Source organism: Paenibacillus sp. KS1, from assembly GCF_001680695.1.
Classification (GTDB): Bacteria; Bacillota; Bacilli; order Paenibacillales; family Paenibacillaceae; genus Paenibacillus_B; species Paenibacillus_B suaedae.
The window spans coordinates 1-14,970 of record NZ_MAIS01000073.1 but is presented as its reverse complement, the minus strand read 5'-3'; the positions used below and the strand labels follow the sequence as shown (position 1 = coordinate 14,970).

13 protein-coding genes are annotated in these 14,970 nt (G+C 45.2%); 11 read left to right on the top strand and 2 right to left on the bottom strand.

What is annotated here, in order from left to right; all coding sequences use genetic code 11:
* The first annotated feature begins 15 nt into the window (after positions 1–15).
* The 9 genes from BBG47_RS20830 (at position 16) to BBG47_RS20790 (ending at position 9,461) form a co-directional block, all read left to right on the top strand.
* On the top strand, positions 16–999 hold the full coding sequence (locus BBG47_RS20830; RefSeq protein WP_065293323.1) for an alpha-ketoacid dehydrogenase subunit beta: 984 nt from the start codon (positions 16–18) through the stop codon (positions 997–999).
* 17 nt (positions 1,000–1,016) lie between these two features.
* A complete protein-coding gene (locus tag BBG47_RS20825; RefSeq protein WP_065293322.1) occupies positions 1,017–2,297 on the top strand; it encodes a dihydrolipoamide acetyltransferase family protein in 1,281 nt (426 codons plus the stop codon).
* A gap of 17 nt (positions 2,298–2,314) precedes the next feature.
* Positions 2,315–3,454 carry an acyl-CoA dehydrogenase gene (locus BBG47_RS20820; protein ID WP_065293321.1) on the top strand — a complete coding sequence of 380 codons (1,140 nt, stop codon included), beginning with the start codon at positions 2,315–2,317 and terminating at the stop codon, positions 3,452–3,454.
* A 14-nt stretch (positions 3,455–3,468) separates the two neighbouring features.
* Positions 3,469–4,815, top strand: a complete 1,347-nt coding sequence (locus BBG47_RS20815; RefSeq protein ID WP_065293320.1) for an acetyl-CoA carboxylase biotin carboxylase subunit — start codon at positions 3,469–3,471, stop codon at positions 4,813–4,815.
* A gap of 63 nt (positions 4,816–4,878) precedes the next feature.
* Positions 4,879–5,091, top strand: coding sequence for an acetyl-CoA carboxylase biotin carboxyl carrier protein subunit (locus BBG47_RS30845; RefSeq protein ID WP_021262912.1), 213 nt, complete (start codon positions 4,879–4,881; stop codon positions 5,089–5,091).
* A gap of 23 nt (positions 5,092–5,114) precedes the next feature.
* Positions 5,115–6,017, top strand: coding sequence for a hydroxymethylglutaryl-CoA lyase (locus tag BBG47_RS20805; RefSeq protein WP_065293319.1), 903 nt, complete (start codon positions 5,115–5,117; stop codon positions 6,015–6,017).
* Between the two features lie 51 nt (positions 6,018–6,068).
* Positions 6,069–6,851 carry an enoyl-CoA hydratase gene (locus BBG47_RS20800; protein ID WP_065293318.1) on the top strand — a complete coding sequence of 261 codons (783 nt, stop codon included), beginning with the start codon at positions 6,069–6,071 and terminating at the stop codon, positions 6,849–6,851.
* 31 nt (positions 6,852–6,882) lie between these two features.
* On the top strand, positions 6,883–8,421 hold the full coding sequence (locus BBG47_RS20795; protein WP_065293317.1) for an acyl-CoA carboxylase subunit beta: 1,539 nt from the start codon (positions 6,883–6,885) through the stop codon (positions 8,419–8,421).
* A gap of 143 nt (positions 8,422–8,564) precedes the next feature.
* Positions 8,565–9,461: a LysR family transcriptional regulator gene (locus BBG47_RS20790; protein ID WP_065293316.1), complete on the top strand. Its 897-nt coding sequence runs from the start codon at positions 8,565–8,567 to the stop codon at positions 9,459–9,461.
* Positions 9,462–9,534: 73 nt separating this feature from the next.
* Here BBG47_RS20790 and BBG47_RS20785 read toward each other — a convergent pair whose 3' ends face one another.
* The gene (locus BBG47_RS20785) at positions 9,535–9,723 is read right to left on the bottom strand and encodes a YgaP family membrane protein (RefSeq protein WP_021262917.1); all 189 of its coding nucleotides are present in this window, start codon (positions 9,721–9,723) and stop codon (positions 9,535–9,537) included.
* 440 nt (positions 9,724–10,163) lie between these two features.
* On the opposite strand from BBG47_RS20785, the gene alv reads away from it, so the two are divergent.
* Together alv and BBG47_RS20775 are read left to right on the top strand one after the other, a co-directional pair.
* Positions 10,164–11,669: a cholesterol-dependent cytolysin alveolysin gene (alv, locus tag BBG47_RS20780; protein WP_065293314.1), complete on the top strand. Its 1,506-nt coding sequence runs from the start codon at positions 10,164–10,166 to the stop codon at positions 11,667–11,669.
* A gap of 270 nt (positions 11,670–11,939) precedes the next feature.
* On the top strand, positions 11,940–13,136 hold the full coding sequence (locus tag BBG47_RS20775) for a macrolide family glycosyltransferase (RefSeq protein WP_065293313.1): 1,197 nt from the start codon (positions 11,940–11,942) through the stop codon (positions 13,134–13,136).
* Positions 13,137–14,129: 993 nt separating this feature from the next.
* Here BBG47_RS20775 and BBG47_RS20770 read toward each other — a convergent pair.
* The gene (locus BBG47_RS20770; RefSeq protein WP_065293312.1) at positions 14,130–14,780 is read right to left on the bottom strand and encodes a DUF4179 domain-containing protein; all 651 of its coding nucleotides are present in this window, start codon (positions 14,778–14,780) and stop codon (positions 14,130–14,132) included.
* Between the last annotated feature and the right edge of the window lie 190 nt (positions 14,781–14,970).

Below are 14,970 nucleotides of genomic sequence, written 5' to 3'. Positions count from 1 at the left end.
GGGGAGTGAGGAGAAATGGCCGTAATTTCTTATCTTGAAGCAGTGTCCCAAGCTCTTCGAGAGGAAATGCAGCGAGATAGCAGGGTATTTGTATTAGGAGAAGACGTCGGAGTGCGTGGGGGCGTATTTCGGGTTACACAGGGATTTCAAGAGGAATTCGGGGAACAACGGGTTATCGACACACCGCTATCGGAAGCAGCCATTGCAGGTGTATCGATTGGTGCAGCCGCTCATGGAATGAGGCCTGTTGCAGAAATTCAGTTCGCCGAGTATATCATGCCTGCCGTCAACCAAATTGTGAATGAAGCAGCTAAAATGAGATACCGCTCCAATGGAGATTGGAACTGTCCCTTGGTCATCCGTGCCCCTTATGGCGGAGGAGTTCGCGGAGCCCTCTATCATTCGCAAAGCGTAGAAGCGATGTTTTGCTGTATTCCTGGTCTAAAAGTGGTCACGCCTTCCACGCCGTATGATGCCAAAGGCCTGCTAAAGGCGGCCATCCGCGATGAAGATCCTGTTCTTTTCTTCGAACATAAGCGATGCTATCGCTCGATCAAGGGAGAAGTGCCAGACTCGGATTATACGGTACCGATCGGGAAGGCGGATATTAAGCAGCAAGGGGAAGACATCACGGTTATTTCTTACGGACTTTCCTTGCATTTTGCGATAAAAGCGGCAGAGCAGCTTTCTAAAGATGGATACAGCGCTCACATTCTGGATTTACGTACCCTCTATCCTCTGGACAAGGAAGCTATTGTAGAGGCTGCTCGCAAAACCGGCAAAGTGCTCATTGTTCATGAAGACAACAAAGAGGGCGGCGTTGGAGCTGAAGTAGCTGCTGTCATCGCAGAAGAATGCCTTTATGAATTGGACGCGCCAATCAAACGACTTTGCAGTCCGGATGTCCCCGCTATGCCTTACAGCTTGCCAATGGAAAAGTTCTTCATGCTCAACCCGGATAAAGTATATCAGGCCATGAAAGAATTGGCCGAATTGTGAGCCGACGGGAGGAGAATATGGCTAAGAAAATCATCATGCCCCAGTTAGGCGAAAGCGTAACGGAAGGAACCATCTCCAAGTGGCTCGTCAACGTCGGGGATAAAGTCAATAAATACGATCCTGTATGTGAAGTGCTTACAGATAAAGTGAATGCGGAGGTTCCTTCTTCATTTAGCGGCACGATAACAGAAATTGTCGTTCAAGAAGATGAAACGGTAGCAGTAGGAACGCTGCTCTGCTGTATTGAGGAGGAAAAACAAACAGGCACGCCGATTGAGTCCAAACCAGTTGCCGCCGCCCAAAACGAGGAGACCGATGATTCAACCATGCAATCAGCCAAGCAGCAGCGCTATTCGCCGGCCGTACTCAAACTGGCGCAAGACTACAACCTGGATCTTTCCTGTATAGAGGGTTCGGGCACTGCGGGACGCATCACCCGAAGAGACATCTTGCAAATCGTCCAAGAAAAGAAACAGTCTGAAGACTCCCCAGCTCAATCTCCATCTCAGTCATTATCACAAGCGGCAGCATCAGTTCCCGATATTGCGTTTCCGTCCGAATCAATTGATGCCTTATCTGCTGACCATTCTACCATTCATCAAGCCGACGAGAAGATCCCAGTTACCGGCATCCGCAAAACCATAGCCAAGCGAATGGTACAAAGCAAGCAGGAAATTCCGCACGCATGGCTTATGGTGGAATGTGATGTCACGAATTTGGTTAGTTATCGCAGCCAGATTAAAGAGGAATTTAAGAAAAAAGAAGGACTCCAGCTCACTTATTTGCCATTCTTTATCAAGTCGGTAGCAGAGACTCTCAAGGAATTCCCTATTTTAAATTCGCAGTGGACAGACAATCACATCATCGCCAAAAAAGCGATTCATATCTCGATTGCCGTTGCCACCGAGAATGCCTTATTCGTTCCTGTCATTAAGGACGCCGACCAAAAAAGCATTTTCGGTCTTGCCAAAGCAATAGACGAAATGGTCACGAGAACGAGAGAAGGCAAATTAACGCAGGCGGATCTAACTGGCGGAACGTTTACCGTGAATAACACAGGCTCCTTCGGCTCCGTGCTTTCAGCCCCGATCATCAATCCACCGCAGGTAGCCATTTTAAGTATGGAAGCCATCGTCAAACGTCCGGTCGTCATTAATAACATGATTGCCGTTCACGATATGATGAACATTTGTCTTTCTTTGGATCACCGGGTTTTGGACGGTCTTGTGTGCGGTCGCTTCTTGAAGAGAGTCAAGCAAAAGATTGAAAGCTACGGCACGGACATCGGACTATATTAAAAGGGAGCGATGAATTCATGCATTTTGATTTAACCGAGGAACAAGCGTTGATCAAAAAAATGATGCGCGATTTTTCGGAGGGCGAGGTTGCCCCGGGCGCGGATGAACGGGATCGTACGAAGCAATTTCCGGCGGATGTTTTCGATAAATTAACGAAGCTGGGCGTCATGGGCCTGCCTTTTCCCGAACAATATGGCGGCGGCGGAGCGGATACCATTAGCTTCGCTATCACTGTAGAAGAATTAAGCCGGGTCTGTGCTTCCACGGGCATTACCTATTCCGCCCATATTTCTTTAGGCGGGGCACCCATCCATTTATTCGGAACACATGAGCAAAAGGAAAAATACTTAACCCCTTTATGTACAGGAGAATACATGGGCGCGTTCGGGCTGACGGAACCAAATGCAGGATCGGATGCAGGCGGAACCCAGACAAAAGCGAATCTGCATGGAGATAAGTGGATCATTTCCGGCTCCAAATGCTTTATTACCAATGCAAGCTATGCCAAAAACTTGTCCCTCACAGCCGTTACGGATCGCACCAAAGGGACGAATGGAATCAGTGCATTTATCGTGTCTACAGATGCGCCAGGATTTACGGTCATTAACAATTATGAAAAAATGGGGCTGCATTCATCAAATACAACGGAATTAATTTTACAAGATGTAACCGTTCCCAAAGAAAATCTTCTAGGGAAAGAAGGGCATGGATACAAGCAATTTTTAGCTACGCTTGACGGAGGCCGAATCGGTATTGGTGCGATGGCGGTCGGAATTGCCCAAGGGGCTTACGAAAAATCGCTTCAATATGCCAAAGAAAGAAAACAATTCGGCCAAAGCTTATCCTCCTTTCAAGCGATCCAATTCAAGCTGGCCGACATGGCCATGCATATTGAACTCGCACGCACGATGGTGTATAAAGCGGCATGGCTTAAAGATAAAGGCAGGAAGTTCAAGAAGGAGGCGGCGATGGCCAAATTATTTGCCTCGGAAATATGTATGAAAGCATGCGATCAAGCCGTACAAATCCATGGCGGTTATGGATATATGAAGGAATACCAGGTTGAACGATTCTTCCGGGACGCCAAGCTGCTTGAGATCGGGGAAGGAACTTCGGAAGTGCAACGAATGGTCATTGCACGCCAGATCGGTTGTTAAAGGGGATTGGTTCTATGTTCAAAAAGATTCTAATCGCCAACCGAGGCGAAATTGCGGCTCGAGTGATCCGCACTTGCAAAGCGCTGGGCATTGCCACCGTCAGCATCTACTCGAAAGTGGATAAGGAAGCTCCGCATGTCAAAATGGCAGATGAGGCCTACGAGGTCGGAAATCCCAAAGTAACAGATAGCTATTTAAAAATCGACAAGATTTTAGAAATCGCCCATCTTGCTAAAGCGGACGCGATTCATCCCGGATATGGGCTTCTCTCGGAAAATGCAGAATTTGCACGTCGCTGCGAGGAAGCTGGCATCGTATTTATCGGCCCATCATCAGATGTCATCGCCCGCATGGGCAGTAAAATTGAAGCCCGAAACAGCATGGAACAGGCAGGCGTGCCTGTTGTTCCCGGCATTTCCTGTGCATTAGTGGATGCGGAAGAAGCAGCACAGGCAGCCAGCCGAATCGGCTATCCGGTTATGCTGAAAGCCTCAGCCGGTGGTGGCGGCATCGGCATGCAGATCGTGAATAACGAATCAGAGATGAAGCAAGCATTTGAAGGGAACCAGAAACGTGCCTCTAATTTCTTCGGAGATGGGGCCATGTATCTAGAGAAGGTTGTAGAAAATCCTCGGCATATCGAAATTCAGATTTTAGCGGACGCCCAGGGAAATACCGTCTACTTATGGGAGCGGGAATGTTCGATACAACGGCGCCATCAAAAAGTCGTGGAAGAAGCTCCTTCAACCTTTTTAGATGAACTCACACGAGAAAAAATGGGAGAAGCGGCGGTTAGGGCGGCTAAATCGATCGGATACCGGAATGCTGGAACCATCGAATTTTTAGTCGACGAGCATAAAAATTTCTACTTTCTTGAAATGAATACTCGTCTGCAGGTGGAGCATACGATCACAGAAGAGATTACTGGCTTGGACTTGGTTGCAGAGCAGCTGCGCATTGCGGCAGGACATTCTTTGAACTTCGGTCAATCTGATGTGAAACGCGAAGGCCATGCGATTGAAGTACGAATTTATGCGGAAGATCCGAAGACGTTCTTCCCATCTCCGGGAATCATTACGAAGTTCGCTATCCCTGAAGGAGACGGAATTCGCCATGAGCTCGCTGTACATGACGGTTCTGTAGTCACTCCCTTCTATGATCCGATGATTGCAAAGCTCATCGTCACAGGGAAGGATCGCAATGAAGCGATTGACCGACTTCAACAGGCGCTGGCCGATTATCAGGTTGAAGGCATCAAGACCAACATTCCAATGCTGCAAGAAGTCATCGCGCATCCAGCATTCCGTTCAGGCGAGACAACAACAGCCTTTGTTGCGAAATATGTACTGGAGCAGACATAACTGTATCGGATAAGGCCTCGGCGAGTTACCGTAAGGCTATTCGTAAAAAAGGAGGTTATTCAGATGAGCAAAATCGTGGCGGTTATGGCGGGGAATGTATACAAGATTCTTGTCAAGCCTGGGGATCAAGTCGAGGCAGGACAAAATGTGGTCGTGTTGGAATCGATGAAAATGGAGATCTCGATTACGTCTGGTACCGGAGGAACGGTAAACAAGGTCAACGTGAGCGAAGGCGACTTTGTTGATGAAGGAGATTTGTTGATCGAGCTGGATTAAACGGATGCTGGGGGTTGGGGAAGATGAACTGGCCGGCGAGAGTAACGATCAAAGAGGTTGGTCCAAGGGACGGACTGCAAAATGAGAAGGTTTTCGTTGCAACAGAAGATAAAATCGCTTGGATCAACCAATTGTCCAATACCGGAATTACATCCTTAGAAATCACTTCATTTGTGAATCCGAAGTGGATTCCAGCACTGGCAGATGCCGCTGAAGTTGCCAAAGGGATTGAACGGATGCCTGGCATTACGTATTCGGCACTCGTTCCGAATCGGCAGGGCCTAGAGCGAGCACTTGAGACCGATGTAGATGAAGTGGCCGTCTTTATGTCTGCCAGTGAGACCCACAATCAAAGGAATATCAACAAGTCAATAAACGCTACGTTTCCCATTTTGCATGAAGTCGTGCAAGCAGCTCATTCCGCTGGAAGATCAGTCCGCGGTTACGTGTCAACGGTTTTTGGCTGCCCCTATGAAGGGCCCATCTCTATCGATGAGGTCATCCGTGTATCGGAAACGTTGTTCGAAATGGGGATTGGCGAATTATCTCTAGGGGATACGATTGGCATTGCAAATCCGAAGCAGGTAGAAGATGTATTGGAAATGCTGCTCAAGCGTTTTGATGCCGAGAAACTGGCTCTGCATTTCCACGATACGCGTGGAACGGCGCTGGCGAATATTCTGGCGTCCATGAACATGGGGATCACAACATTCGATGCCTCTGTCGGAGGGTTGGGCGGATGCCCGTATGCACCTGGAGCCTCCGGCAATGTCGCTTCGGAGGACTTGTTGTTCATGCTGGATTCAATGGGAATTCAGACGGGGATAAATCAGGAAAAGCTTCTCTCCGCGGCGCGTTATATTCAGGAGAAGATCGGAAGAACCTTGCCGAGCCGGAATCTTCAGGTCAGCAGCTCGAACGGATGAGCAGGTACATGATGCAGGTGCATGATTCGGTACTAGGAAGGAGGGGCGATCATGGAAAAAGCCGTACTGGTCTCCAATATGGGAAATGGAATTGTGCTCATCACGTTGAACCGTCCGGAAGCTGCCAATGCGTTATCAATCAAGATGCTCGAACAATTGCGTGATGCGGCAGATGCATGTAAATTGGATCGGGCTGTTCGCTGTATTATCATCACAGGCGCTGGAGAGAAATCCTTTTGCGCAGGTGCTGATCTAAAAGAACGAGCAGGGATGGACATGAGCCAAGTACGTAGAACGGTATCTTTCATTCGCGAGACCATCAATGATGTAGAAGCCTTGCCCCAGCCGGTCATTGCCGCGGTGAACGGAGCTGCTATTGGCGGGGGAATGGAATTGGCCTTGGCCTGCGACATTCGGATTGCTTCCGCAAAAGCCGCATTTGCCCTTGCGGAGACCTCACTTGGGATTATTCCTGGCGCAGGAGGAACGCAGCGGCTGCCTAGGCTGATCGGGAAGGGGCGGACGAAGGAGCTCATTTTCACGGCAAGGAAAATCGACGCTGAAGAAGCAAGGAACATCGGACTGGCAGAGGCTGTGGCACCGCCTGAATTCCTGATAGATAAGGCCTTGGAAATAGCAGGCCGTATTGTTCGAAATGCTCCTATCGCTGTGGCTCAGGCCAAATTCGCCATCGATAAGGGATTGGAAGTGGAGCTGAACACTGGACTTGCGATTGAGCAGCATGCATATGAAGTCACAATTCCGACAAAGGATCGCTTGGAAGGACTGCAGGCGTTCAAAGATAAACGTCCTCCCATATTTAAGGGCGAGTAACAAGCATATCGCAGATAAGGAGGAATAGGGGATGTCCATCGAATTCAATCCAGAGGAGCTGCAGAAACGTGTTTCACGAATCCTCGAAGGAGGGGATCCGTCTTATCATCAAAAGAATGCGGAAAAAGGGAAGTTATTTGTTCGCGACCGACTAAAGCTACTGTTTGATCCAGGTTTCGAGCTGGAGGATGCGCTGTTCGCCAACTGCGCCGCAGAAGATCTTCCGGCGGATGGCGTCGTTACGGCGATTGGGAAAATGAACGGAAGAATCGTATGCGTAATGGCCAATGATTCTACGGTAAAAGCCGGATCGTGGGGATCGCGTACGGTAGAGAAGATCATTCGAATCCAAGAGACAGCTGAGAAAATGAGAGTGCCGTTAATTTACCTCGTGGATTCCGCAGGTGCCCGCATTACAGATCAGGTCGAGATGTTTCCTGGCAGGCGCGGAGCAGGACGTATTTTTTACAATCAGGTCAAGTTGTCGGGCAAAATCCCCCAAATCTGCCTGCTGTTCGGCCCTTCGGCTGCGGGTGGAGCCTACATTCCAGCATTTTGTGATATCGTGATTATGGTAGATGGAAATGCATCCATGTATCTCGGTTCCCCGCGGATGGCGGAGATGGTAATCGGAGAAAAGGTTACGCTAGAAGAGATGGGCGGTGCGCACATGCACTGTTCGATTTCAGGGTGTGGGGATGTGCTGGCGAAGAATGAAGAAGAAGCCATTTTGATGGCGCGGCAATATCTCTCTTACTTTCCCTCCCATTTTTCCGAACAACCGCCGGTTGCGAAACCAGTGGCACCACCATTCTTTGAGAAATCATTGGAAGAGCTCATCCCGACCAATCAGAATGCCCCGTTCAATATGGTTGATCTGATTGACCGTATTATCGACGAGGGATCATTTTTTGAGATGAAGAAGCTGTTTGCCGGTGAACTTATTACAGGATTGGCACGAATGAATGGCAAACCGGTCGGGATCATTGCCAATCAGCCACGGGTGAAGGGTGGCGTGCTGTTCCTCGATTCAGCGGATAAGGCAGCCAGATTTATAACCCTCTGCGACGCATTTCATATCCCGCTTCTATTCCTTGCCGACGTCCCTGGTTTTATGATCGGCACAAAGGTGGAGCGGGCAGGAATTATCCGCCATGGGGCGAAAATGATTTCAGCGATGTCCGAAGCAACCGTGCCTAAAATTTCAGTAATCGTTCGCAAAGCGTACGGAGCGGGTCTTTACGCGATGGCTGGTCCAGCATTTGAACCGGATTGTTGCCTCGCACTGCCTACAGCTCAAATCGCGGTGATGGGGCCAGAGGCTGCAGTCAATGCCGTCTATGCCAATAAAATTGCTCAATTGCCTGAAAGCGAGAGGGCTGCTTTTATCGAACAAAAGCGTGAAGAATATAAGCAGGACATTGATATTTACCGACTAGCCTCCGAAATGATTATTGACGGAATTATTCCCGCCAATTCGCTGCGTACCGAGTTAGTGAACCGTTTTGCGGCTTATTCATCAAAGGCTGTCGTCTTCTCAGAGCGCAAGCACCCGGTATATCCGGTTTAATCCTGGCATATTTGAACAGCACTAAGCGTTTAACGGCGCGAAGTGCTGTTTTTGGCATGTTAGGCATATCATGATCTTGAGCCAAGGGATGAATGGTTTGGATACCACTTTGCCTGTAGGGGAAGGAGGAAGATCCGGATCACATGGATATTAAACAACTTCATTATTTTGCAGAAGTAGCCAAGCATAAAAATTTTACAAAAGCTTCGCAGGTGTTGTATGTTTCTCAGCCGTCCATCAGCAAGATGATCAAGAGTCTCGAGGATGAATTGGGCGTTATATTGCTTGACCGTTCCGACAGGGAAGTTGTACTCACCGATACAGGAAGGCTGGTTAACGAGAAAGCTTTAAAAATTTTGCAGATGCTAGAGGATCTATCTTCTTCCGTAAATGAGCTGGTTCACGTGCAAAGAGGAAAAGTGACAATGGGGATCATGCCTACAATTAGCGCATTGCTTTTCCCAAAAATCATTTCCGGATTCAAGAAGAGCTATCCCAAGATTGAGATTCAAATGGTAGAATACAGCGCGAAACAAGTAAAGATGCAGATGGAGCAAGGAAATATCGATTTTGGGGTCACGGTGCTGCCGGTGAACACGCAGCTGTATCGAACGGTTTCCTTGTTAACGGAAGAACTGGTTGTCATCGTGAGCAATCATCACTGGCTGGCTGGAAGGAAGTCCGTCAGCTTAACCGAATTGCAGAATGAGCCCTTCATTCTGTTCACCAAGGAATTTGCCCTTCATGACGTAGTTGAGCAAGCATGCTTGCAGGCTGGGTTCGAACCCAAGGTGGCTCATTTGACCTCTCTATGGGATTTCTGCTGCGAGATGGTAGCTTCGCAACTAGGAATATCATTGATTCCCCGATCGATGGCGAACCGATTGCATCATCTTGCCATTCATGCCGTTACCGTGTCCCAACCGGAAATCGCTTGGGAGCTGGCTCTCATTTATCCTCGGGATAAATATCTTTCTTATGCATCCCGCGCGTTTATCTCCTATATCAAGGCCAATCCGCCGAATCAACCGGGATTATGACAGTGGCTGAAGAAATTGGATGAAGCGGAGTCCAAAACCTATTAAGGTTTTAGACTCTTTATTGGAGAAGCATTTATTTCACTTTTTTGCAATTTTGAATACCAAGAACTGCATTCGCCGGACAATAGCGAGTTGTGCCTGTAATGATAGGAACCAATCCAATTAATCCCCACCATTTTCTGTAATAAAGTCCTGTAAAGATGATTGCAGCACCAACCGATATTCGAATCGCTTGTTCCGTTTTTCCAACATTACAGTTCACGTACTTTACACCTCCATAAGCTAATATCAATTTGTTCATACACCATTTAGAGTTGCCGCATAATTATGGTTTGAAATTGGGCACATTCTCATGCGTGGAATTGATTGGTTCGAGGCTGCCTTTTTATGTAACAGGTTCATCGACACTCTCCTAATGTGATGCTTAGGGGAGTGTTTTATTTCACTCGTTCTACAAAAGGGATATTTTTAGTAATTTAGGATTTCATATACAATAATAGAATCAACAAGAAAAGTCCTATAATTTGAAAATATTACTCTAAATAATCGAATTAGACTTAAAAATATTTTATTCATGTCATAAAAGTTATGAAGTTTCGTATTATTTCTTAATAAAAATATAAAAATTCCATACCAAATTACCGATAAAAAAATTAATGTAGTACATTAGTACTACAATTTTACATAAAGAGGGGTAATTGTATGAAGAAAAAAACAAACTATGTGAAAGGAAGGAAAGTACTCGTAAGTCTGTTAGTGAGTTTGCAAGTGTTCACTTTTGCGAGTATTTCCTCCGCTGCTCCAAACGAATCCAATGATATTGATCTTGGAATCGCAGGCCTGAACTATAATCGCAATGAGGTTTTGGCTGTACAAGGGGATCAAATCAGTAGTTTTGTTCCCAAAGAAGGCATTCAGTCCAACGGTAAATTCATCGTGGTTGAACGGGACAAAAAATCACTTACAACGTCACCCGTAGATATTTCAATCATTGATTCGATCACGAATCGCACTTATCCAGGCGCAATACAGCTTGCAAATAAGGATTTTGCGGATAATCAGCCTAGTCTGGTTATGGCTGCGAGAAAGCCAATGGATATTAGCATCGATCTGCCTGGATTGAAGAACGAGAACACAATTTCCGTTCAAAATCCAAATTACGGAAGCGTATCTAGTGCCATTGATCAGCTCGTATCGACTTGGGGAGAAAAGTATTCGAGCACGCATACACTGCCAGCTAGATTACAGTATGCTGAATCCATGGTTTACAGCCAAAATCAAATTTCCAGTGCACTGAATGTGAACGCGAAAGTGCTTAACGGAACGCTTGGAATCGACTTTAATGCGGTCGCAAACGGCGAGAAAAAAGTAATGGTTGCTGCTTATAAGCAAATCTTTTATACCGTAAGTGCAGGACTGCCCAACAATCCATCGGACTTGTTTGATGACAGTGTGTCGTTTGCCGAGTTAGTCCGTAAAGGGGTTAGCAATGAGACTCCGCCATTAATGGTATCGAACGTTGCGTATGGCAGAACTATTTATGTGAAATTGGAGACGACCTCCAAGAGCAATGATGTACAAACGGCATTTAAATTATTGCTCAATAATCCTAGCATTCAGGCTAGCGGACAGTACAAAGATATTTATGAAAACAGTTCGTTTACTGCCGTTGTATTAGGTGGCGACGCGCAAACCCATAACCAAGTTGTCACGAAAGACTTCAATGTTATCCAAAGCGTAATCAAGGACAATGCAGAATTCAGCAGTAAGAACCCAGCTTACCCGATTTCATATACAAGTGTCTTCTTGAAAGACAATTCCATCGCTGCCGTTCACAACAATACCGAGTATATCGAGACGAAAACGACGGAATATACGAAGGGCAAAATTAAGCTTGATCATAGTGGTGCATATGTAGCTCAGTTTGAAGTATATTGGGACGAGTTTTCATATGATGAAAATGGACAAGAAATCGTGACTCGTAAAAGTTGGGATGGAAATTGGCGCGATAGAACTGCTCATTTCTCAACAGAAATCCCACTTCCGCCTAATGCCAAGAACATCAGAATTTTTGCAAGAGAATGCACAGGTCTTGCTTGGGAATGGTGGAGAACAGTTGTTGATGAATATAACGTTCCGTTAGCTAGCGATATTAATGTTTCGATTTGGGGAACAACGTTATATCCGAAATCATCCATTACACACTAATTAATATGAATACATGGACATCTCCCCATTCATTTGGGGAGATTTTTTTTGCTCTAGCATGTTTTTTGTTTATCCTCATTTATGATAAGATTTGCACTAATTACATCAGTAGTGAGAAGATTTGCGGGGGTTATACAAAAATTCTTTGTACTATTTGTATACTATGATAAACTTGATCCCAAATACAATTTCAAGTACGATTCAAGCGAGGGCATGGAAGTCCACTTTCGCACTAAGAAAAGCAAACGGTATAGTTTAGGGGTGATGATAATGGCGCGTGTTTTATTTATAAATGGGGGATCAGAGGGACATATCAATCCCACGATTGGAGTCGTACAGGAGCTTATCTCACGGGGAGAAGAGGTCGTTTACTTCTGCATAGAAGCATTCCGGGAGCGATTGGAGAAGACAGGCGCTATCGTACGAACATTTGATGATCAGAAATTCATCAAAGCCTTTATTTCAGGTGGACGAAATTATGTACTTGAACGAATCAACGGCTTGCTGCTTACGGCAGATGTCGTCATACCAAGCGTGCTTGAACAGATCAAGGGAGAGCAATTCGATTACATCATTCATGATTCTATGTTCAGTTGTGGACGAATACTAGCTCACATGCTGAAACTGCCTGCAATCAATTCCTGTACGTCTTTCGTGCAATCAGAGGCATCCTTCGATAGCATGTTGGAACAGTTCCATACAAGTGTACCTGCAGAGATCGCAAGGCCTATCCATGATACATTTATAAGCCTGACGGACAAGGTGAAGGAAACCTATCAAGTGGAGATTCATTCTCCTTACGAAGTATTTTGTAATCCAGCACCACTTACCATTGTGTATACGACTAGGGAGTTCCAACCTGAAGGAGAAACTTTCGATCATTCCTTTCAATTTGTAGGGCCATCCATCTCTTCACGGGTCAGCCAAACAGACTTCGACCTTACGGCAATCAAAGGAAGAAGCCTCATTTATATTTCCCTCGGTACCGTCTTTAACCAAGCGATTGATTTCTATAAGCTCAGTATGCAAGCATTGGGAAACACGAAGCATACGATTGTCATGTCGATCGGCGATAAAGTCCAAATTTCAGATTTAGGTGAGATCCCTGCAAACTTCATCGTAAAAAACGTTGTGCCACAAACCGAACTATTGCCACACACGAAATTATTTATTACACATGGTGGCATGAATAGTGCTCATGAAGGTCTCTATTACGGAGTTCCGCTCATTGTTATCCCGCAAAGCGCGGATCAGCCAGTCATTGCCGAGCAAATCTCCAAAGTTGGAGCGGGTGTTACATTACATATGGATGGCTTGACTGCACAGCAAATCCGCGAAGCCGCAGACCATGTGTTAAGCCACGCATCTTACAAGACAGCCGCTGTAAACATGCAACAATCCTTCCGCGAATCGGGTGGGTATGTACAAGCTGTTGATGAGATATTAGAATTTGTTAGCCAACATTAGTCTATGTAAGGCTCATGATTGATTCCCCGTATACACGAATCGATCATGAGTCATTTTTATTTATTGGAATCTATCGACCTTTATACGTAACATCCTTCGTTAACATGTGCTACTAGCCTGGTGGCGTAGGTATGCCTTGAAAGTTATGGTGAGTTTTCAATTCGATCATGCATCACGAATTCCTGTCAAAAAGGGGATGCTGTATGAAATTTAGGGGAATATTATGATAACGATTACATTCAGTCATTTTTATTGCCATCATTTTTAACGTACATGAGAAAGGTTTAGATAAGTGGAAAATGGATATCTTTCAAAAGGGCATCTATTTGTTGATGATAGAATCAGGTCAAAGGTTGTACATAATATCATAGCAACAAAGTACGTATAGTATTGAGAAGTATTTCACATAATAATGATTGAATTGAAGATAACTGTTAAAGTCGGATGGTGTTGGTGTTGGAATTAATAAATAGTTCATGGATTTGATCGAATCCAGTCGATAATAGATCTAAGATACCAGTTCAAACATCTGTAATTGACGGATATGCAATGTGCGGATTAGCACGCTAACAGATGACACATTAATCAGTAATAATAAATCAACTGTGCAATCATTGAAGTCAGAGTAATAACGAACAAATAAAAATGAAATGCACGCAGTAATGAGCATTTGATAATATGGTGAGATTATGTGATTTAGCTGCAGATGCATGCCAATTTGGAGAGACTCCTTTTAAACCTATACTACTGTTTCACAAAACCCGTATTTTGTACACATGTCACTAATTCGGTTTAATCCCTTTCAGCCTTTGGTTTATCATTTATTTGTCGGATGACAAGAACTTTGGGACATTCCTATTCCCTAATACAAAAATCAGCTACAAAATTCCTTGAAGTTATTATTGCACTTATCAGTCCCATACGTAAACCATGAGCAAATGTATTTATCTATGATATTTACTTATACGCCACCCTGTTCTACACGCTGGGAAATCACTTGTACACCTGTACCTTACTTTTTGTTGCTTTCAGCTCAAGAGCATAATCCCATTTTCCTTTGATCATTTCTTTACTGTCAGGAATCGTAACCCCTTCCACGTTCCATGTAAGTTTTACAGTGTCGGGTTTCTTTTGATGGTAGGCTGCTCCCATTATTAGTCCGACGTATCTCTTCGGCCCTATCTTCGTAATTTTATCGCTGACGACCATCCCCTCCGCGTCCTGAATATCTAAAACTCCATGAATAATTGAGGCATCTCCTAAATCTTGATTACTATCTAATGAATAGGTTAATGATACTGTCTCGCCATCGAAAATCGCCTCATTAATAGTGAACGCTATGCCTTGGCTCTCTTGCGACATATTGATCTCATTCGAAAATTCTTTGTAATCATGGTAAACCCCAGTTCCAATTATTCTAAAAATATCTCTGATTATAGAGATATTGTTCGCATAAGCTGGGAACGCAGCTCCCAATGCTGCCGTTGATATGCAAGCTACAATCACAGCGGCCGTAATGCCCTTGATCCAAGTTCGTTTCTTTCGATGGATTGTTTCTTTCACGGCTTTCTTGACTCTAGCCCATTCGATTTCACTAACCCTAATCTCCTCGAATTCCTTGTCATCGATATCTACATCGTTCAATAGTTCATAAATAGCATGACGAATATTTTGAAATCCAGAAGATTTGGCAAAGCACTGTTTTACCCTGTTCGATCAGGTTATTGAGATGCTTGACGGTCAATGTTTTGTACGCACATAAAAGCCTTTCATTTTTGATAAATTAGATATTCATATTCTGACCCAACACATGAATATGAATAGAATCTTAATA

Excerpts from the sequence above, each read along its gene's own strand:
- BBG47_RS30845 (WP_021262912.1), top strand. The coding sequence starts at position 4,879 with ATGAGCAAAATCGTGGCGGTTATGGCGGGGAATGTATACAAGATTCTT.
- BBG47_RS20815 (WP_065293320.1), top strand. The coding sequence starts at position 3,469 with ATGTTCAAAAAGATTCTAATCGCCAACCGAGGCGAAATTGCGGCTCGA.
- BBG47_RS20805 (WP_065293319.1), top strand. The coding sequence starts at position 5,115 with ATGAACTGGCCGGCGAGAGTAACGATCAAAGAGGTTGGTCCAAGGGAC.
- BBG47_RS20795 (WP_065293317.1), top strand. The coding sequence starts at position 6,883 with ATGTCCATCGAATTCAATCCAGAGGAGCTGCAGAAACGTGTTTCACGA.
- BBG47_RS20790 (WP_065293316.1), top strand. The coding sequence starts at position 8,565 with ATGGATATTAAACAACTTCATTATTTTGCAGAAGTAGCCAAGCATAAA.
- BBG47_RS20800 (WP_065293318.1), top strand. The coding sequence starts at position 6,069 with ATGGAAAAAGCCGTACTGGTCTCCAATATGGGAAATGGAATTGTGCTC.
- BBG47_RS20830 (WP_065293323.1), top strand. The coding sequence starts at position 16 with ATGGCCGTAATTTCTTATCTTGAAGCAGTGTCCCAAGCTCTTCGAGAG.
- BBG47_RS20825 (WP_065293322.1), top strand. The coding sequence starts at position 1,017 with ATGGCTAAGAAAATCATCATGCCCCAGTTAGGCGAAAGCGTAACGGAA.
- BBG47_RS20820 (WP_065293321.1), top strand. The coding sequence starts at position 2,315 with ATGCATTTTGATTTAACCGAGGAACAAGCGTTGATCAAAAAAATGATG.
- alv (WP_065293314.1), top strand. The coding sequence starts at position 10,164 with ATGAAGAAAAAAACAAACTATGTGAAAGGAAGGAAAGTACTCGTAAGT.
- BBG47_RS20775 (WP_065293313.1), top strand. The coding sequence starts at position 11,940 with ATGGCGCGTGTTTTATTTATAAATGGGGGATCAGAGGGACATATCAAT.